Below are 18,052 nucleotides of genomic sequence, written 5' to 3' on the forward strand. Positions count from 1 at the left end.
TCATAAAAATAACGAAATATTCCGAAGGGGAGTCTGATGAAAATAAAATTCCTGGCAGTTGCAATAGGTATTGCGATCTACGGCGCCTCCGCTATTTTACACGCCGAGGGCAATGCGCGCGCAGGAAAAGACAAAGCCACTTCTTGCAACAGTTGCCATGGCGACAATGGCAACAGCGTGGCACCGAACTTTCCGAAGCTGGCCCAGCAGCATGCGTCCTATCTGGTCAAGCAATTGCAGGCATTCAAAAGCGGCGTCCGTAATGATCCGATGATGTCGGCGATGGCATTGCCGTTGTCCGATGAAGACATGGCCGACATCGGCGCCTTTTATGCGGCGCAGAAAATTTCGGCGAACTCGATGCCGGTATTGCCGCCGCCCGATGAGGACGAAGAAGAGCCGGCGGCCGGCACTGCCGTAAAGCCCAAGTCGGTGCCCGAACTGATTGCGCAGGGCAGCGACTTATACCGTAACGGCGATCTGCAACGCGAAGTCTCCGCCTGCATCGCCTGCCACGGCCCGTTTGGCGAAGGCAACCTGCCGGCCGCGTTCCCGGCCCTGCATTCACAGCACCCCGACTATTTGATCAAGGCGTTGACCGACTTCAAAACCGGCGCGCGCGGCAATACCCCGGAAAACATGATGCACATGATCGCCAAAAAGATGACCGACGAGGAGATTCGCGCGGTCGCTTACGCTATCTCGATGATGAAATAGCCTGCCTTTCCGGTCAAATGTTATGTTAGGCGCGTTCCCCGGCTTCCGGCCTGGGAACGCCGCTCCGGGAGCGCCCGCTTCCGCCCTTGCCGAGTCAAGCGCAGGCCTTCTCGCCTGCCGTTATCACTGTCTGAATGCAGCGGAAAGTTCCGTAAGCGGAATCAGTTCTAAGTAATAGCAAACTGATAGCCGCCGTCTCCGGTCATTTACAACCACATGGGAAATCGAAGTTCATGCGTAAAAATTTTATTCAAATCGGACTCATCATTTTAGTTCTTGCCGTGCTGGCTGGCGTTTCCACATTCTTCTATCTGAAAATGCAGAAACAGCCCGGCAGTGAAGCCGCCGCACCGGGACAGACAACCGCAGCGCCTGCGACCCCGGCAACACCACCGGCCACCGAAACCGCAGCCCCGGCAACGCCGGCGGCAGCACCGATGCAACCTGCGGCCGAAACTGCCGCGCCGGCGCCAGCCGAGCAAGCCGCCGCTCCAGCCGAAAGTCCGGCGGCCGCAGAAGAACTGACAGGCTTTGAAACCCTGGCGACTCCGCAACCGACGCAGAATCCCGACAAGGTCGAGGTGATCGAGTTTTTCTGGTACGGCTGCCCGCATTGCTACGATTTTGAGCCGATCCTCGCCAGCTGGGTCAAAAAGCTGCCGGCGAATGTCGATTTCATCCGCCAGCCTGCCGCATTCAGCGATCTCTGGGCGAAACACGCGAAAGCGTTCTATGTCGCCCAAGCCTTGGGTGTACTCGACAAAGTCCATGCCGACTTCTTCGACACCTTGCAGAACAAGCATCAAAAACTGGAGACCGAAGAGCAATTGGGCGCCTTCTTTGCCGCCCATGGCGTCAAGGAAGCGGACTTCCACGAAGCCTATAATTCATTCCTGGTCGACACCAAAGTCCGCCAGGCCGCCGTCACCCCCGCGCGTTACGGCGTAACCGGGGTACCGGTGCTGATCGTGAACGGCAAATACAAGGTCGACGGCAAATCGGCCGGTTCGCATGAAAGGATGATCGAAGTGATGAACCAGCTGATCAAGAGGGAAAGCGCGGCGAAAAAATAACATCATTTCGCCGTCTCGTTCCCGCGCTCCGGCGCGGGAATGCCATACCCACCCAGGGCGGCGCCAATTCAGGCTCTCGCCGCCTCAATACCAAAACCGCATCCCGACCACGAAGCGCACGCTGTGATGGTGCTCGCGCAGGGATTCTTCCTCGACATAATCGAAGCCGACGTAAGGGGCGAACTCCCGCTCGATTTCATAACGCAGGCGCATGCCCGCCTCGAATTCGGTCACGCCGGCCTTGACGCCGCGATGCTCGATGTCTTTTGCGGCGACATTGACCTCGATGCGGGGCAGCAGGATCAGACGCTGGGTCAGCAGCACTTCATAACCGAGATTCAAGCGACCGAGCAGGTTGCCGTTTTCGGTGATGAAGGCGGCGCTGTCGACTTCGATCGAATAAGGCGCGAGCCCCTGAAAGCCGATCACCGCGTCGAAGGTCCGTTCCGGCTCGAAAGCCCGACGCGCGCCGATCTGAAAATCCCAGAAGGTGCTGATGTTGCGGCTGTAAAGCATTTGCAGATCGGCGCGTCCGAAGATACCCTGGTCGGCCGAATAATCGCCCTCGGTTTTCAGATAAAGCTTGTGCTCGTCGTTGCCGATCCAATGCTTGATGTCCCATTTGAATAAATGCAGATTGTCGTTGCCCTCGTACTCGAAACGCTCGGCCATGAACTTGCTGAAAAGCATCGAATCATCTTGCGCCGCTGCGGGAGGCGGGAAAACGCTCCAGGCGAACAGGCTCCAGAGCAGGATTCGGAAATTGGGCGCTTTGTTAGAATGAGTCTTCATCGGTCAGCAGGCTCCGATTTTTCGACGATCAGTTTCCTAAACATGCCGGCATCCATGTGATACAGCAAATGGCAATGAAACGCCCATTCGCCTTCCGCGTCGGCCACGACGATCACGCTGACCGTCTTGCCCGGCGGCACATTGATTACATGTTTTTTCGGATTATAGGCGCCGTTGCCGTTATCGAGATATTGCCAGAGTCCGTGCAGATGAATCGGATGATTCATCATCGTCTCGTTCACGTAGGTGAAGCGGACATGTTCGCCGAATTTGACCCGGATCGGTTCCGAATCCGAATATTTGACGTCGTCAAACGACCAGATATAACGGTACATATTGCCGGTCAGGCGCAGGGTGATTTCGCGGTCGGCTTGCCGCCATTCGCCATTTGGCGTCGCCGCCATCAGGTGCTGGTAGCTCAACGCCTTGTGCGACCCCATCGCCGGGGCTTCGGCTTGCCGCATCGGAGCCTCCGTTTCAGCCTGAGTCTCGGGCATCGAGGCGCCGTGCCCTTCGTGCATCGAGTGATTCGGAGGCGCCGCATGTTCTGCATGTTCTGCATGTTCTGCATGTTCTGCATGTTCTGCATGGGCCGGCTGTGCGGCCATGCCGCTCATCGGCATCACTCGATGATTATGCTCCGCATGGCCGCCGTGCATCGGCCCCATGTCCGCCATCGTCAACAAGGTCAAGGGACGCAATGTGGGCATCTCAGCAAGCAGGCCGATCCTCGGCGTCAACGTGGCCGCGGCAAAGCCGCTGCGGTCCATCGCTTCGGCGAAGAACCGGTAGGCGCGATCCGCTTTCGGCTCGATCAGCACATCATAGGTTTCGGCGACCGCGATCCGGAACTCCTCGACATCGACCGGCATCACCGGCTGGCCGTCGGCCGCGATCACGCGCATCGTCAGTCCCGGAATCCTGACATCGAAATGCGTCATCGCGGAGGCATTGATGATACGCAGGCGCACCCGGTCGCCGGAACTGAACAACCCGGTCCAGTTCATCGCCGGCGTTTGGCCGTTGACCAAATAATGATAGGTCGCGCCGGTCACATCGGCCAAATCGGTCGGCTCCATGCGCATTTGCCCCCAGTCGAGCCGGTCGCTTAAGGTTTCTGCAAAACCGCGTTTGCTGATATCGTTAAAAAAATCGCCGACGGTTCTTTTCTGGAAATTATAGTAATCGCTCTGTTTTTTCAGCCGCGCATGCGTCCGGTAGGGGTCCGCTTCGGGCCAGTCCGAAAGCAGCAGCACATAGTCGCGCTCGACCTTTTCTTGGGGTTGCAAAGGATCGATCACCAGTGCGCCGAACAGGCCCTGCTGCTCCTGCATGCCGGAGTGGCCGTGGTACCAGTAGGTTCCGTTCTGTTTGAGCCGGAACCGGTAGGTGAAGGTTTGTCCCGGCTCGATGCCCGAAAAACTGACGCCGGGCACGCCGTCCATTTGATAAGGCAGCACGATGCCGTGCCAGTGGATCGAGGTGGGTTCTTGCAATCGGTTGATAACATGTAGCGTGACCTCTTCGCCTTCGCGCCAGTGCAGGGTCGGCGCGGGCAGGCTGTCATTGGCGACGATCGCGGTTTGCTTTTTTCCGATCAGGTTGACCGATTTTTCGGCGACCGTCAGCGTATAGGTGTCCGCAACGGCCGAACCGAAGCCCAGATGGCACAGCCATAAAACGAAAAAGAAAAATCGGCGGCACGCTATTTTCATCGAAAAGCTGACCTCTCACAGGCTCTGCGTCGAAACGCTTAAATGAATCTTTCCCGGCTGATACGAGACTAAAATCGCAAGTGGCGAAACTACAAGAAAATCTGTATAGTCGGCGAATTCATATCGCATTTATGACTATATTCATCTGTTATTCAGATGTCTAGCGTAGATTTACAACCACTCGGTCGGTTCAATGACCGAACATTATTATTAATAACGAGGAGTTACAATGAAAAAACTGAATAAATCGCCTTTGGCCGCCGCAATGGGCGCCGCTGTCATCTCCACCCTGTCAGCAACCGCCCATGCAGAAGCCAATCCGTTCGGCATGACCGAGTTGAACAGCGGTTACATGCAGGTTGCGGCCGGCGAAATGGCTTGCGGCGCGAACATGGGCGGCATGGACAAATCCGGCATGAACCCGCCACAGAACAAAACCGCCGAAGGCGCCTGCGCCGGCCAAAAATCCACTGCAGCACCCGCTAAAGCCGCACCAGCCAAGGCCGCCGAAGGCAAGTGCGGTGAAGGCAAATGCGGCGGCATGATGGACGACGGCAAGATGAAGAAAGGCATGGAAAGCGCTTGCGGCGCGATGATGAAAGGCAAGGAAGGCTCTTGCGGCGCGACGAAGAAATAATTCCGCCCGAAACCGAGGAAGCGGCGTCTTCGCCGCTTTCTTTCGGCAGGCAAATTTTCCGCTACAACGCCTCTTTTTAATCCCCTGATTCATGTCGCACTTTCACGTTCAAGGCGCTGGGCTCGGCCTGAGACGGTCTTTGCTCGGTGAAATCGCCAAAAAACCTCCGGCGCAAACGGTCGATTTCTTTGAAGTCGCCCCCGAAAACTGGATCATGCTCGGCGGCCAATTCGGCAAGCAATTCCGCGCACTGACCGAACGTTTCGATTTCGTCTGCCACGGCCTGTCCCTGTCGCTCGGCAGCAGCGATCCTCTCGACGAAAAGCTGGTGCTGGACATCAAACGGTTCATGGCCGAACATCAAATCAAGCTGTACAGCGAACATTTGAGTTATTGCAGCCACGACGGCCACCTTTACGACCTGATGCCGATCCCGTTTACCGAAGACGCGGTCAGGCATGTCGCCCAGCGCATCCGGCGCGTGCAGGAACTGCTCGAACAGCGCATCGCGATCGAAAACGTGTCCTACTATGCCGCGCCCGGCCAGGAAATGAGCGAGATCGACTTTTTCAATGCGGTCGTGCAGGAAGCCGATTGCGACATCCTGCTCGACATCAACAACATCTATGTGAACAGCGTCAATCACGGTTACGACGCCGAAGCCTTTCTGAAGGCGGTACCGGCCGAGCGCATCGCCTATGCGCACATCGCCGGGCACTATGTCGAAGCGGAAGACTTCCTGGTCGACACGCACGGATCGGAAGTGATCGACCCGGTCTGGAAATTGCTCGGCAAGGCCTACGAGCTTTACGGCGTGTTCCCGACCCTGCTCGAACGCGACTTCAACCTGCCGCCGCTGGCCGAACTGCTCCGGGAAGTCGAAACGATCAAGACGATACAGGACGCCTGGCGCAACGAACACGCGAAGCGTTCGGCCTGATTGAAAATGAGCGTCGATTTCAAAGCCAAACAGCAGGAATTTTCGGCCTATCTGCGCGACCCTGCAAAGCATCCGGCGCCGGCGGATGTGAAGCCCGAACGGATGGCGATGTACCGGGAGTTGTTCTTCAACAATATCGACCAATTCCTGGCCGTCAATTTTCCGGTGCTGAGGAGGCTCCTGACCGACGCCCAATGGCGTGAACTGGCACAGGATTTTTATGCCCGCCATACCTGCAAGACGCCTTATTTCTCGGAAATCGCCGAGGAGTTTCTCGACTATCTGCAAAGCGAGCGGGACAATCCGGGCGATCTTCCGTTCATGCTCGAACTGGCGCATTACGAATGGACCGAAATGGCGCTGTCGATCGCGAAGCAGGAAAATCCGGTCAACCCGCCGTTTTCCGGCGACCTTTCTACTCGACCTCTGCATCTGTCGACGCTGGCCTGGCCTTTGGCCTACCGCTTTCCGGTGCACAAAATTTCGCCGGCCTATCAGCCGTCGGAACCGCCCGAACAGCCGACTTTCCTGATCGTACACCGCGACCTCGATGACGAAGTCCGTTTCATCGAAATCACCCCGATCACCTACCAATTGCTCGCATTGATCCAGGAGCAACCGGGGCAGACGGCGGCCGTCTACCTGAAATCGGTTGCGGAACTATTGCGGCATCCGCAGCCCGAAATTGTTTACGCGGGCGGGCTCAAAATCGTGCAGGACTTGGCAGGCAAGCATATCATTCTTCTGGACAATCAAGGCGAGGGGCTATTCGCCGAAGGCAATCCTCCATCACAAGGCAGCAAAAAATAAAGAAAAATCAATAAGTAGTCTTACTAAGTGGTGCCAGAATCAACTTTTGTTAAGATTGACAGTGAAGAAGTTTTCCTTTCTTCGCGATGATTTTTTATAGATTTAATCCATCCAAAGGCACCTAAGTATGGAAAAGCAAAAATCTACTACCCACTCCAACAGCCCAGCCGAGAAAGTTTCGCCCCGAAATCGTAACCGGCGCAGGGCTATCGAAGGTGATATCTCACCCGATCTGACCGATGCCGGCATTGAATCCTTCGTCGTTGGCGAATCTATCGAAGCGGCACAATCGTCTGAAGAAACAGCGGTTCAGGATATTCTCTCCACTATCCAATCGGGCGACACCCAGACCCTTGCGGGGACGTTGGAAACCATTTTGTCCGGCGCTTCCCCGGATGATGCTGTCAGAATACGGCATGCTTTGCTGAAACAAATACGGCCAGTGATCGCCAGGAGAAAGCCCCATCCGGATGATGAATTATCGGACGATTGGCGCGAAGGCGGCTATCCCTATAAAAATCTGATGACACGGAAAAGTTATGAACAAAATAAATATCTATTGCAGGTCGAACTGCTGAAATTGCAAGCATGGGTTAAAGAAACCCGGCAGCGCGTCGTGATCCTGTTCGAGGGCCGCGATGCGGCAGGAAAAGGGGGGACGATCAAACGGTTCATGGAACATCTTAACCCGCGGGGAGCAAGAGTCGTGGCGCTGGAAAAACCGTCCGAGGTCGAACGCGGGCAGTGGTATTTTCAACGCTATATTCAGCATCTGCCCACCGAAGGCGAAATCGTTATGTTCGACCGGTCCTGGTATAACCGCGCCGGCGTTGAACGAGTCATGGGTTTTTGCAGCAATGACGAATACAACGAGTTCATGCGGCAGGTTCCTGAATTTGAACGTAATCTGGTGCGCAGCGGCATTCACCTGATCAAGTTCTGGTTTTCGGTCAGTCGCCAGGAGCAGCGCCGCCGCTTTCGGGAAAGAGAATCCCATCCCTTGAAGCAATGGAAGTTGTCGCCGATCGACATGGCCTCACTGGATAAATGGGATGAATATACCAAAGCCAAGGAGGCGATGTTCTTTTATACCGACACAGCCGATTCGCCGTGGACGGTGATTAAATCCGATTGCAAAAAACGCGCGCGCTTAAATGCCATGCGCTATATCCTGCATAAATTGCCTTACACCAATAAAAGCCTTGAGCATATCGGTTCTCTGGACCCGTTGCTGGTTGGCCGTGCGCATATCGTTTATGAGCAGGGCGAAGAGGACATGGCAATATTATAGGCTCCGTCTCCCCCATCGCTTGTTTATGCCTGAACAAGGCCGCCGAAAGCATGGGCTTTCTTTGCCCTCCCATCGATCGCGTGAGCCTCAAGCCTGTAGCGCCCCCACAGCCTCCGCCAATTCGGCCAGCAAGGTCCGCTCGTGTTCACTGACCCGCTCACCGCCGAAGCCAAGGAATGCGCCTTCCTTCGCCGCATTGGCGACCTTGTCGCCGAGGGTGATCAGGAATTCCCTATATGCCTCAATATCTTCGGGCGAGCCTTTTTGCCGCAAAAGCGCGACGGCAGCCCGCGATTTGTCGATGGCTTCCTTGCGCAAGGCCGCCTGGATGTGGGCAAAATCGCCGCCGGCTTTGGCTTGGCTTTTGATCGATTCGACCGATGCCATCATTTCATCCTTTTCACAAATTCCCCGTAATAACTGATTGCGGCCTTGCAAGGCGTGACGAATCGTTTCGGACGGCGCCAACGCCTCGGCGATGCTTCCGAAAAACCCGCTGGCGCCGGCAACGGCCATCGCAAGGACTACAAGGTTGGGCGCATCGCGTAGGACTTCCCATTCGGCCGTAGAAAAATCAGTTTTTGTCGTCATATCAGTTCACCCCGATTTGGATTAAGAGCAGGATACTACGCCAGGTTTTGGCTGGTCAGATAGTCTTCATAGTTGCCGTTGAAATCGACAATGCCGGTCGGCGTTAATTCAATAATCCGCGTGGCCAGCGAGGAGACGAACTCGCGGTCATGGCTGACGAATATCAGGGTGCCGGGATAGTTTTCCAGCGCCGTATTCAGCGATTCGATCGATTCCATGTCAAGGTGGTTGGTCGGCTCGTCCAGCACCATGATGTTGTTTTTTTGCAGAATCAGTTTACCGAACAGCATGCGTCCCTGTTCGCCGCCGGACAGGACCTTGACCGGTTTGTTGATCTCGTCCTGCGAGAATAACAAGCGGCCCAGGGTGCCGCGTATCGTCTGATCGTCGTCGGTATCCTTGCGCCATTGACCCATCCATTCGAGCAGCGAGATGTTTTCGGCGAAGTCTTCGGCATGATCCTGGGCATAGTAGCCGACTTCCGAGTTTTCCGACCACTTGACGACGCCGGTGTCCGGCCGTAAATCGCCGACCAGCGTGCGCAGCAATGTCGATTTACCGATGCCGTTCGGGCCGATCACCGCCACCCGCTCGCCGACCGCGACCATCAGATTCAGGTCCTTGAACAGCGGCTTTTCGCCGAAGCCTTTACTCAACTCTTCGACTTCCAGCGCCAAACGATGCAGTTTTTTCGTTTGATCGAAGCGGATGAACGGATTGACCCGGCTGGATGGCTTCACTTCGTCGAGCTTGATTTTTTCTATCTGTCGGGCACGCGAAGTCGCCTGCTTGGCTTTGGAGGCATTGGCCGAAAAGCGGCTGACGAAGGTCTGAAGCTCCGCGATCTGCGCTTTTTTCTTCGCGTTGCTCGCCAGTAATTGTTCGCGGGCCTGGGTCGAGGCGGTCATGTAATCGTCGTAGTTGCCCGGATACACGCGCAGTTCGCCATAATCCATGTCCGCCATGTGGGTGCAGACGCTGTTCAAGAAATGGCGGTCATGCGAGATGATGATCATGGTGCTGTTGCGCTCGTTCAGCACGCCTTCCAGCCAGCGGATCGTATTGATGTCGAGGTTGTTGGTCGGTTCGTCCAGCAGCATGATATCGGGATCGGCAAACAGCGCTTGCGCCAGCAATACCCGCAGTTTCCAGCCCGGCGCGACCGCACTCATCAGGCCGTAATGCTGTTCGCGCGGAATTTCCAGGCCCAGCAGCAATTCGCCGGCGCGGGCTTCGGCGGTGTAGCCGTCCATTTCGGCAAACTCGCTTTCGAGCTCGGCGACCAGCAAGCCGTCCGCTTCGGACATTTCCGGCAGCGAGTAGATGCGGTCGCGCTCCTTCTTGATTTGCCAGAGTTCCTTGTGGCCCATGATCACGGTGTCGATCACGCTGAATTCTTCGTAGGCGAACTGGTCCTGGCGCAATATGCCGAGGCGTTCATCGGGACTGATGCTGACGTTGCCGGCCGAGGGTTCGAGCTCTCCGCTCAAGATTTTCATAAAGGTCGATTTGCCGCAGCCGTTGGCTCCGATCAGGCCGTAGCGGTTGCCGTCGCCGAATTTTACGGAGACGTTTTCAAACAGGGGCTTGGCCCCGAACTGCATGGTGATGTTTGCGGTGGATATCAAAGTGGTGTTCCGAAAGGGTAAATAAAGGTTTAGGGGGCAAAGGCGCGAAAGGTTTTGGATTTGCGCCTGTTCATTTTACATTAACGGCTTGTCTATATGGCTACAAAAAGCTCGGCCGGGTTAATGAAAAACGGCGCAGACGGCAAAGGCAGGGGCTGCCGGCGGATTCATGGGGATAAGACAGTGACTGGATTTTAAACGTGCCTGTCAGGTTAAATTCAGCCTGGAAATTTTTCATTCCAGGCGGTTTTGCTGTCGCTAAATGTGACTATGAACCTTCGTCCGCAACGGACGCGGACGAAGTCCTATTTTCAGGCACACGCGCGAAGGGTTCTTAAAAATCAACCACCCCGCAGGTTGAAACACCATCAAGGTGAAGGCGCCGCGCAATTGGGGATAGGATGCGCAGGATCTAGAATACTGTCGAAACAAGCCTGGGCTCCTGCAGGAACCTTGCTCGGATCGACCTGCTCCATGCTCAGTCCTGAACGCGCCGTGCCCCAGGTATTGGTAGCGTTGTTTTCATAATAAATGGTGCCGTCTTGCGGCTGAATGAGCCTAACGTTTTTAACGCTGCCGTCGGATTTTAAGGTTTTTCTGAAGACTAATGTGCCTATATACGCCGCATCTTCTGTAAAAGGATATTCGGTTTGGTTTTCTGCCGGAATATAGATATAACTCCAGTCGCTGGCGACGTTGCCGTCATTCAACTCATAAAGGGGGCCGGTGCTATCGTCTCTTTCCCATGCCCCCAAAATTTTACACACGGTATGCAGCGTGTATTGAGACGAGCCCTCAAAATGGAAGCCGGAATAACATTTGTCTTTGCCGCTATCAAACTTAATTTGACGGGTTGATAATGAAGCCGGCGTGTCCGCCAAATAGACAACGCCATGCCCTTTTTTCAGGGTGGACTTAATTCGCGTCTTAAACCAGACGCCGTCTAATTGTCCTTCGGTAAAGGCATAGGCAGGCGAAGGTGTTTGGGTAATGACGCCAGTAAAAAGCAGGAATGCAGCTAAAAATTTTTTATTCATAATCAAAGCCCTTTTTCAAATGGATTAACTTTGCATCGAAAACACCAGAAAAGCCTGTCGTCTTCATTCATCTGTGCGCGGTTTTTTACTGGAATGCCGCCGTCACGTTTTTCGCGCGGTCCATCGTGAGGGAGCATGTCGGCGAGATCCCTGAATCCGAGCATGCCCCACCCCAGCCGATGAAAGGGTGGCGTTTAAGAGACTTCGAAGTGAGGGTCACAACCGTCCCTTCGCTAAAGTCCGCGGCACAGACTTTTCCGCATCGGATGCCTAAAGGATTACTAATGACGGTGCCTTTGCGGCTACTAAACAGAGTCAGGGTGTAGCGAGGCACAAACACGGCAGTCATCTCCTCCTGGATTGCGGATACGGAATCGAGCGCAATATCCGTTGGGAGGCCACTATATAAGCGTGAATTGGGTATTGTCGTGTCGTCGAATTCCGTCCTATTGTCCCAATAAAACAAATTCGTGGGTTTGCCCGAGTCATATGAGTCTTTATCCATGCTGAGGTCATTATCCGCTTCCACGAGATCGACTTTTTTGTGCGCCTCATTGTCGTTATTCTCTATGCTTTCATCGATATGCAATATCGCGATGCCGCCGGTAGTCGAACCCAAGCGATATAGGCCGCGGTCATAACCATACTGACTGCGGTTTTCGAACAGGTAGTACTGTTTTGGGTTCGATGTCGTCTGGATTTGGACGGCATTCGTTGCGGTTGCGCTACTGGAGCCGGATGCCGGCAAGGTGAAAATGCCGACGGTGTCATAGACGGGATCAATCCAGCCTGCGTACAATTTTGACCAGCCGTCGGGGTGTACCGGCGTTTGGCCATGATATAAATCACCCGGTTTCCATGACCAAGTTCCACTAGCCATCAGGCTGAAATTACCTAGCCCCGCCGAGGTGTAATCGGTATCGTAAAGATCGATCCAATGCAGGATCAAATGACCTAGTTCGTGAGCCATGATGCCAAGGGTGGCCTGGTGGTCTTTTCTGACGGCGCAACTCGTGTTGATGCCGTGTATTTCACCGAACTGGGCATAGCCGCCATTGCCTGAATGGTAATCGCCGACGATCACGCCGTCGACTGTTGGCGCCGCTACCGTTCCCCATCCTAATGACCAGTGATGCCCCCATACGGACGGGGTGCCGGCGCAATTAGAGCCACCATAAGAAGTTTCATAGCCGGCAGGAATCACCACCACGGCAAGTTCATTCGAGTCTATATAGCCATCTTTATTGATGTCATAGCTAGAATAATCGACATAAGGGTCGGCCGCCTTAATCGCATCGGCTGTCAATTGGCGGTTACGATCATCTAAGCTCCCTCCGGGATTGGGATGGTTTTGATTGAGCGGAATCCAGCCGACAACGCCGTCATTAAGGGTCCCAAAGCTTTCGCTCGCCGGCACGGTTTGAAAGCGGCCATAGGAAGTTTCCTGAAAGTATTTTTGTAATTGATTCGTTTGGAAGTTCGCGAAATCAGAATCCGCATAGGTTCCGGATTTGTCGGAGAAGCTGACCAAGATAAACAATGTGGGGGTTGCATCCGAGTTCGGGCCGCTGATCGCAAGTTCCAAAGCGGTACTCAATGCCGGTTTGGCGGAGACCCGGCTCAGACCGAAAGGGAGTTGAGTGCGGCGCGATGGCGTTAGATGCTTTTTCAGGCCCCAAGCCTTAGGGTTGTCGCGCCCTACAACCGCTCCGCTCGGCTTCAATTTGCCTTGCGCGTTCTTTTTTGCATAGCGCCAAATACCGGTTGCTGTGTCTCTTATGATACTGTATCCATCCTGGGTTTCGTCCCAATTACTCCATTCATCCCCTTTGGGATAAATATTAAATGGGGCGATGTCCGGGAGTTCATCCTCCGGTTGTGAAACTTCGATCGGCAGCGCCAAAACCGGGGAGGCGGCCACAAATGCGGGACTTATAAGTAAGGCGATGACGGAAAGAGACAGCAAGGTTTTTATTATATGTCGCATGACGTGACCCCAAGAATCGATGATCAATGGCATGGCTAATATCACAGCTACGAAAAAGATGAGTTGCTATAACATTGCATACTCCGCAGTGAGACAGGTGCCTAGTCGTCACCAGAAGCGATAACTACGCTCAATGTTTTCATGAGAAAAGTAGGTATAACCCTTAATAAGGGGTCACGTGCATCCTCAAAGGCGACTGATTTAAGCGTAGCCTAAGAAATAAGATATTGCAATAAAGTCAATCAACTTACACCGCATAAGTGGCAGGATGAATCGTTTGGCTATTTTTCAAAATAGGATAGGGGCGGGCCGATTAGTGTCGTGCTCTGATGGGCGTGACAGGGCTTCAACAAAGCTTTCTTTGTAGCTTTTTCAGGGTTGATCTAAGCTGTCCACGACGTCGACGACAACGATCAATGCGACGATGACTCGGATAACGACGGCGTTTCTGACGATGTTGACGACGACAAAGACAATGACGGCATTAAGGATGGTGACGATCACGACAGTGACGACGACGGTGTAGGTGATGATCAGGAATGTTCTTCTCCTGATGACTCTAAACCGGAATCTGAATCGAAAGGGTAAGAAAATAGTATCGAAACAGCCCGGCCGAGACATTGAGTGTTTCGGCCGGCCTGGAATGATGGATCATGCAATAAAGCCAATGAAAGCCCAGGCCTATTGCCTTCGCGTTAATCGGCAAAGAGATTCGAATCATTCCATCGGATAACCCACCGGCATCAGGTACAGTGGATTTTCGTTCTTTGCCAAATTGATTATCTTGGCAACCTGCGTGTCTTCAAATGGGCCAACGGGCACGCTCGCCAGATTCTGTGCCGTCGCTTGCAATAGCACGTTCTGGCAGGCATGCCCGGCTTCGATGGAGACGTAACGACTTGCGCGATCGCCGTATTTTGCGGCGGTGCGTTCGTATACCCCGGTGAAAACCAAAACAGCGGGGGCTGAGCCTATCGCCTCCTGGTCCCGCGCGGCTTTTTGCAACTCAAGCCGCCTATCGCCTGCTAAGACGCGTTTTAGCTCATGGCGCTGAGGGTTGTAGTGATAAACTCCCTCCGGCAAAACGACATAGGTCTCAAGCGGGTACAATGCCCCGGCAGAAGGGGCGGCGCGCAATCCCTTGTCTTTTTCGGTGATGCCTTGTGCTGCCCACAACAGTTGGCCTATCTGTTCGATGCTCAAGGGTTTCGCGGCAAACTCCCTGATCGAGCGACGTTTGGCAATGCTTTCTTCCAATGACATTTCGCCTTTGACCTTTGCAGGCGGCAAGTGGATGATTTCGCCGACATGCATGGCTTGAGAGACAAGCACCATCGGGATCATGGCTGTGACGTTCATTGTGCGTACCTCCGCATGAGGAAACCAAAATCATTGTGACAGTCCAATCCGTTTTCAGTGCAGATTTTAATGGGTAAAAATCGATGAAACCTGTGCAGGAGATGCTCAACCGCATGCGTTGGGACAAGACTTGGGCGGATGACGAATTCAAGATAGGGTATTACGACCGGATCGAAAAACGGATCATTGTTGTCGCGTTCAAGGAAATCTTTTTCCCCAAAGACGATCATTTTTCATTCGAACTGATCGACCAGGAAGGCGAATTGCATTCCGTGCCCTATCATCGCGTCAAAGCCATTTACCGGAACGGCTGCTTAATCTGGCAGCGCGAGCACTGAAACAACGGATAGGGTGTTTATATAACGCCCTCCATCTTGCAATGTTAATCCGCTGATAATGTATGATTTTTTAGATAGTAATGTTAAAATCAAGGCTACAATTGAATTTAGCAGATTGACGGATGCCGACAGACTCCCAAAAATCGTCTCTTAGCCACCTCGCGCTGGAATTTAAAAGCAGTACTTTCTCGGTACCCGTTTTAGTCCTATTCAGCAACAGCCTCCAGAACATCGAACAACAACTACAAGAAAAGGTTGCCCTGGCGCCGGAGTTTTTCAAAAATTCTCCGATCCTGCTGGATTTGCAGGAGTTGAACAAACGCGATTTGGACATCGCCGTGGCGGATCTGGTCAAAGCGATTAAGGCATTGAATTTACTGCCGATCGGCATTCGCGGCGGCAATGCAGAACAAAATCGGCAGGCATTGGCATTGGGCATCCCGGTGCACGCTTCCCATGGCGCACCGACTTCGGAAAGCACAAAAATTAAAACGATCGCCGCCGCGCCCGAAGAGTCATTACAAAGCGAAGGCCCGTCCACGCTGTTGATTACCCAGCCGGTGCGGTCGGGGCAGCGTATTTATGCGCACGGCGACCTGATCGTGCTGGCGACGGTCAGTTCCGGCACCGAGATCATGGCCGAGGGCAACATTCATGTCTATGGTTCTTTGCGCGGACGGGCGCTGGCCGGCGTGCAGGGCAATGAAAAAGCGCGGATTTTTTGTTCCGACTTGCAGGCGGAACTGATCTCGATCGCCGGGGTTTATAAAGTCAGCGAAGATTTGTCCAAAGAATTTCAGCAAAAACCGGTGCAGATTTATCTTCAGGATAATTCGCTCATCATCAAGGAAATTTAATTTAATCCGCTCTATTTGGAGGAAAAACCATTGGCCAGAATCATTGTCGTGACATCAGGTAAAGGCGGGGTCGGCAAAACCACCACCAGCGCCGCCATTTCGATGGGACTTGCGAAACGAGGCCATAAAACCGTCGTGATCGATTTTGATGTGGGCCTGCGCAACCTGGATTTGATCATGGGTTGCGAGCGTCGCGTCGTCTATGACCTGATCAACGTGATCAGCGGTGAAGCGGCGTTGAATCAGGCCTTGATCAAGGACAAGCACTGCAACAACCTGTATATTCTGCCGGCTTCGCAAACGCGCGACAAAGACTCGCTGACCCAGGAAGGCATCGGCAAGATTCTTGACGAATTGTCCAAGGATTTCAAATATATCGTCTGCGATTCGCCGGCCGGCATCGAAAAAGGCGCGCATCTGGCAATGTATTTTGCCGACGATGCGTTTGTGGTGACCAATCCTGAAGTGTCTTCGGTGCGCGACTCCGATCGCATGTTAGGCATTTTGTCCAGCAAATCGCGCCGCGCCGAACAAAATCAGGAGCCGATCAAGGAATACCTGCTGTTGACCCGCTATTCGCCGGAACGCGTGAAGCTTGGCGAAATGCTCAGCGTCGAGGACGTGCAGGAAATCCTGTCCCTGCACCTGCTCGGCGTGATTCCCGAATCGAAATCGGTGTTGAATGCCTCGAACGCCGGCGTGCCGGTGATTCTGGATGAAAAGAGCGATGCGGGCCAGGCTTATGCGGACATCGTTGCGCGTTATTTGGGCGAAGACAAACCCCACCGATTCATTGACGAGAAGAAAGGACTCTTCGGGAAACTCTTCGGGAGATGATCATGAGTTTGCTGGATTATTTTAGAACTTCGCGGCCAAGTTCAGCATCCGTCGCCAAGGAAAGGCTGCAAATTCTGGTTGCGCACGAAAGGGTGTCGCGCAACCAGCCATCCTATCTTCCGCAATTGCAAAAAGAATTGCTGGAGGTGATTCGCAAGCACGTCAACGTCAACCAGGATGCCATCTCGTTCAGTTTCGAACAGGACGGCAATCAGGAAACGCTCGAATTGAATATCGTATTGCCCGATCAACCTCCCAAAAAGTCTTAACGTTTCTCAATCAACACAATAGGTGACTCTTATGGCTGATAGTATCGGTGAAGTAGCTGGCAAGATCTGGACTTTTCTGGATCAAAACGGACCGTCCAGCGTGAATAAAATTACCGTCGAAACCGGTGAAAACAAAAATGACATCCAGCGCGCGATCGGCTGGCTTCTGAAAGAAGACAAGCTGAATATCGAAATGGTGGGCCGCGCGGAGACCTTGTCATTGAAATAAGCCCAAGCCGCTAATTTCTCGCGTCAGGTTCCGAGCGATTTCGAGCCTGCCGGGCAAACTGACAACGCCGGAGGATCATCGTACCCTTCGGCGTTTTTTTATGCCTATCGAATCATTGCGTCGGATAGGGTGGCCGCGTTTTTCTGCCCGCCACCTATCTGGAATGTTACTCTCAATCAAAATCTTTAAGCGGGTTCCGCATTATGCCGGTTATTTTGTAAAATGGCAGGTTTTGCATGAAGGAACCCATGGCGTCGAAAAAAGCTCATCAAGCCTCCGGCCTTGCGGCCGGCATACTGGCGGCGGTGATTGTGGTACATGAAAAGGCGGGAGGCCCCTACCAATTGCTCGCCATGCTGGCGCTCTTGGCCGGGGCGTGGGGAGGAACGGCTCCGGACTGGCTGGAAGTTGCATGGTGGCGGAAAAAATATCGCGGCAAACGCCGTTTATGGATTGCGCATCGCTCGTTAACCCATTGGGGCATTCCCTGGGTAATGCTGCTGTGGTATGCGTATACCAGCTTCAATTCGGTATGGTGGGCTCCCGTTGCCTTCGGATTCGCGGCAGGCGGCCTGATGCATCTGCTGACCGATTGGCCCAACCCGATGGGCGTGCCGTGGATTTATCGGCGCCATTCGCTGTCCATGTGGCGCAGCGGCAACCTGGAATTCGTGGTGATCCTATTATCCTGGGGGCTGTGCGCCGGGGTGGCCGACGGTCTGCTGTTCAAAGGCGCCAACACGACGAAACTTATCGCCTTGTGTCAGAGCCAATTGAAGAGTTTCTCGGAAGACGCGGCGACGAAAGCGGCACCGAGGCAATTGATTCGGCAGTCTAAAACCTGATGAGCAGTCCAGATAAGCCGGTTCCAAGGATGAGAAGCAATGTTGGGACGGGTTTTGAAAACCCGGACGTAACGTTTCAATCCGCTTCGAAGTCCTGATA

19 protein-coding genes are annotated in these 18,052 nt (G+C 53.8%); 12 read left to right on the top strand and 7 right to left on the bottom strand.

The genetic code is table 11. The features are described from left to right. Nucleotides 1–36: 36 nt before the first annotated feature. Nucleotides 37–717 carry a cytochrome c gene (locus ACEPPP_RS11630; protein ID WP_374086866.1) on the top strand — a complete coding sequence of 227 codons (681 nt, stop codon included), beginning with the start codon at nt 37–39 and terminating at the stop codon, nt 715–717. Nucleotides 718–1,154: 437 nt separating this feature from the next. After that, a complete protein-coding gene (locus ACEPPP_RS11635; RefSeq protein ID WP_374090919.1) occupies nt 1,155–1,790 on the top strand; it encodes a thiol:disulfide interchange protein DsbA/DsbL in 636 nt (211 codons plus the stop codon). A gap of 84 nt (nt 1,791–1,874) precedes the next feature. Here ACEPPP_RS11635 and ACEPPP_RS11640 read toward each other — a convergent pair whose 3' ends face one another. Both ACEPPP_RS11640 and ACEPPP_RS11645 read right to left on the bottom strand, forming a co-directional pair. Then, complete coding sequence (locus ACEPPP_RS11640) at nt 1,875–2,582, bottom strand: copper resistance protein B (protein WP_374086868.1); 708 nt, start codon at nt 2,580–2,582, stop codon at nt 1,875–1,877. After that, a complete protein-coding gene (locus ACEPPP_RS11645) occupies nt 2,579–4,297 on the bottom strand; it encodes a copper resistance system multicopper oxidase (protein ID WP_374086870.1) in 1,719 nt (572 codons plus the stop codon). The genes ACEPPP_RS11640 and ACEPPP_RS11645 overlap by 4 nt, the downstream gene beginning before the upstream one ends. A 229-nt stretch (nt 4,298–4,526) precedes the next feature. Between ACEPPP_RS11645 and ACEPPP_RS11650 the strand changes: the two genes are divergently transcribed. From ACEPPP_RS11650 to ppk2, 4 genes are all read left to right on the top strand, one after another. Continuing rightward, nucleotides 4,527–4,934: a hypothetical protein gene (locus tag ACEPPP_RS11650; RefSeq protein WP_374086872.1), complete on the top strand. Its 408-nt coding sequence runs from the start codon at nt 4,527–4,529 to the stop codon at nt 4,932–4,934. Between the two features lie 91 nt (nt 4,935–5,025). Beyond that, entirely contained in the window at nt 5,026–5,874 is an 849-nt protein-coding gene (locus tag ACEPPP_RS11655; RefSeq protein WP_374086874.1) for a DUF692 domain-containing protein, read from the top strand. Nucleotides 5,875–5,880: 6 nt separating this feature from the next. Next, complete coding sequence (locus ACEPPP_RS11660) at nt 5,881–6,684, top strand: DUF2063 domain-containing protein (protein ID WP_374086876.1); 804 nt, start codon at nt 5,881–5,883, stop codon at nt 6,682–6,684. 127 nt (nt 6,685–6,811) lie between these two features. Continuing rightward, on the top strand, nt 6,812–7,975 hold the full coding sequence (gene ppk2 / locus ACEPPP_RS11665; protein ID WP_374086877.1) for a polyphosphate kinase 2: 1,164 nt from the start codon (nt 6,812–6,814) through the stop codon (nt 7,973–7,975). 87 nt (nt 7,976–8,062) lie between these two features. Here the strand turns inward: ppk2 and ACEPPP_RS11670 are convergent, their stop codons facing one another. The 5 genes from ACEPPP_RS11670 to ACEPPP_RS11690 form a co-directional block, all read right to left on the bottom strand. Beyond that, on the bottom strand, nt 8,063–8,566 hold the full coding sequence (locus ACEPPP_RS11670; RefSeq protein WP_374086879.1) for a hypothetical protein: 504 nt from the start codon (nt 8,564–8,566) through the stop codon (nt 8,063–8,065). Nucleotides 8,567–8,601: 35 nt separating this feature from the next. Beyond that, nucleotides 8,602–10,194, bottom strand: a complete 1,593-nt coding sequence (locus tag ACEPPP_RS11675) for an ABC-F family ATPase (RefSeq protein WP_374086881.1) — start codon at nt 10,192–10,194, stop codon at nt 8,602–8,604. Between the two features lie 368 nt (nt 10,195–10,562). Next, nucleotides 10,563–11,231: a hypothetical protein gene (locus tag ACEPPP_RS11680; RefSeq protein ID WP_374086883.1), complete on the bottom strand. Its 669-nt coding sequence runs from the start codon at nt 11,229–11,231 to the stop codon at nt 10,563–10,565. A gap of 85 nt (nt 11,232–11,316) precedes the next feature. Further along, nucleotides 11,317–13,251 carry a M6 family metalloprotease domain-containing protein gene (locus ACEPPP_RS11685; protein WP_374086885.1) on the bottom strand — a complete coding sequence of 645 codons (1,935 nt, stop codon included), beginning with the start codon at nt 13,249–13,251 and terminating at the stop codon, nt 11,317–11,319. 684 nt (nt 13,252–13,935) lie between these two features. Beyond that, a complete protein-coding gene (locus ACEPPP_RS11690; RefSeq protein ID WP_374086887.1) occupies nt 13,936–14,577 on the bottom strand; it encodes a SagB/ThcOx family dehydrogenase in 642 nt (213 codons plus the stop codon). 83 nt (nt 14,578–14,660) lie between these two features. Here ACEPPP_RS11690 and ACEPPP_RS11695 point away from each other — a divergent pair, with 83 nt between their 5' ends. From ACEPPP_RS11695 to ACEPPP_RS11720, 6 genes are all read left to right on the top strand, one after another. Then, nucleotides 14,661–14,915 (top strand): DUF504 domain-containing protein, encoded by a 255-nt coding sequence (locus tag ACEPPP_RS11695; protein ID WP_374086889.1) that lies wholly within the window; start codon nt 14,661–14,663, stop codon nt 14,913–14,915. A 122-nt stretch (nt 14,916–15,037) separates the two neighbouring features. Next, nucleotides 15,038–15,772, top strand: a complete 735-nt coding sequence (gene minC, locus ACEPPP_RS11700; protein ID WP_374086891.1) for a septum site-determining protein MinC — start codon at nt 15,038–15,040, stop codon at nt 15,770–15,772. Nucleotides 15,773–15,802: 30 nt separating this feature from the next. Further along, complete coding sequence (gene minD / locus ACEPPP_RS11705; protein ID WP_374086893.1) at nt 15,803–16,609, top strand: septum site-determining protein MinD; 807 nt, start codon at nt 15,803–15,805, stop codon at nt 16,607–16,609. 2 nt (nt 16,610–16,611) lie between these two features. Then, nucleotides 16,612–16,878: a cell division topological specificity factor MinE gene (minE, locus tag ACEPPP_RS11710; protein ID WP_024299426.1), complete on the top strand. Its 267-nt coding sequence runs from the start codon at nt 16,612–16,614 to the stop codon at nt 16,876–16,878. Between the two features lie 31 nt (nt 16,879–16,909). Further along, nucleotides 16,910–17,107, top strand: a complete 198-nt coding sequence (locus tag ACEPPP_RS11715) for a winged helix-turn-helix domain-containing protein (protein ID WP_374086895.1) — start codon at nt 16,910–16,912, stop codon at nt 17,105–17,107. A 236-nt stretch (nt 17,108–17,343) separates the two neighbouring features. Next, nucleotides 17,344–17,952: a metal-dependent hydrolase gene (locus tag ACEPPP_RS11720; RefSeq protein WP_374086897.1), complete on the top strand. Its 609-nt coding sequence runs from the start codon at nt 17,344–17,346 to the stop codon at nt 17,950–17,952. Nucleotides 17,953–18,052 lie beyond the last annotated feature (100 nt).

The sequence above is a fragment of the Methylomicrobium lacus genome (assembly GCF_041897535.1).
Taxonomy (GTDB): Bacteria; Pseudomonadota; Gammaproteobacteria; order Methylococcales; family Methylomonadaceae; genus Methylomicrobium; species Methylomicrobium lacus_A.

Bases quoted from the DNA above. Each gene is read 5' to 3' on its own strand.
- ACEPPP_RS11630 (WP_374086866.1), top strand. From the start codon at position 37: ATGAAAATAAAATTCCTGGCAGTTGCAATAGGTATTGCGATCTACGGC.
- ACEPPP_RS11635 (WP_374090919.1), top strand. From the start codon at position 1,155: ATGCAACCTGCGGCCGAAACTGCCGCGCCGGCGCCAGCCGAGCAAGCC.
- ACEPPP_RS11640 (WP_374086868.1), bottom strand. From the start codon at position 2,582: ATGAAGACTCATTCTAACAAAGCGCCCAATTTCCGAATCCTGCTCTGG.
- ACEPPP_RS11645 (WP_374086870.1), bottom strand. From the start codon at position 4,297: ATGAAAATAGCGTGCCGCCGATTTTTCTTTTTCGTTTTATGGCTGTGC.
- ACEPPP_RS11650 (WP_374086872.1), top strand. From the start codon at position 4,527: ATGAAAAAACTGAATAAATCGCCTTTGGCCGCCGCAATGGGCGCCGCT.
- ACEPPP_RS11655 (WP_374086874.1), top strand. From the start codon at position 5,026: ATGTCGCACTTTCACGTTCAAGGCGCTGGGCTCGGCCTGAGACGGTCT.
- ACEPPP_RS11660 (WP_374086876.1), top strand. From the start codon at position 5,881: ATGAGCGTCGATTTCAAAGCCAAACAGCAGGAATTTTCGGCCTATCTG.
- ppk2 (WP_374086877.1), top strand. From the start codon at position 6,812: ATGGAAAAGCAAAAATCTACTACCCACTCCAACAGCCCAGCCGAGAAA.
- ACEPPP_RS11670 (WP_374086879.1), bottom strand. From the start codon at position 8,566: ATGACGACAAAAACTGATTTTTCTACGGCCGAATGGGAAGTCCTACGC.
- ACEPPP_RS11680 (WP_374086883.1), bottom strand. From the start codon at position 11,231: ATGAATAAAAAATTTTTAGCTGCATTCCTGCTTTTTACTGGCGTCATT.
- ACEPPP_RS11685 (WP_374086885.1), bottom strand. From the start codon at position 13,251: ATGCCATTGATCATCGATTCTTGGGGTCACGTCATGCGACATATAATA.
- ACEPPP_RS11690 (WP_374086887.1), bottom strand. From the start codon at position 14,577: ATGAACGTCACAGCCATGATCCCGATGGTGCTTGTCTCTCAAGCCATG.
- ACEPPP_RS11695 (WP_374086889.1), top strand. From the start codon at position 14,661: ATGAAACCTGTGCAGGAGATGCTCAACCGCATGCGTTGGGACAAGACT.
- minC (WP_374086891.1), top strand. From the start codon at position 15,038: ATGCCGACAGACTCCCAAAAATCGTCTCTTAGCCACCTCGCGCTGGAA.
- minE (WP_024299426.1), top strand. From the start codon at position 16,612: ATGAGTTTGCTGGATTATTTTAGAACTTCGCGGCCAAGTTCAGCATCC.
- ACEPPP_RS11715 (WP_374086895.1), top strand. From the start codon at position 16,910: ATGGCTGATAGTATCGGTGAAGTAGCTGGCAAGATCTGGACTTTTCTG.
- ACEPPP_RS11720 (WP_374086897.1), top strand. From the start codon at position 17,344: ATGAAGGAACCCATGGCGTCGAAAAAAGCTCATCAAGCCTCCGGCCTT.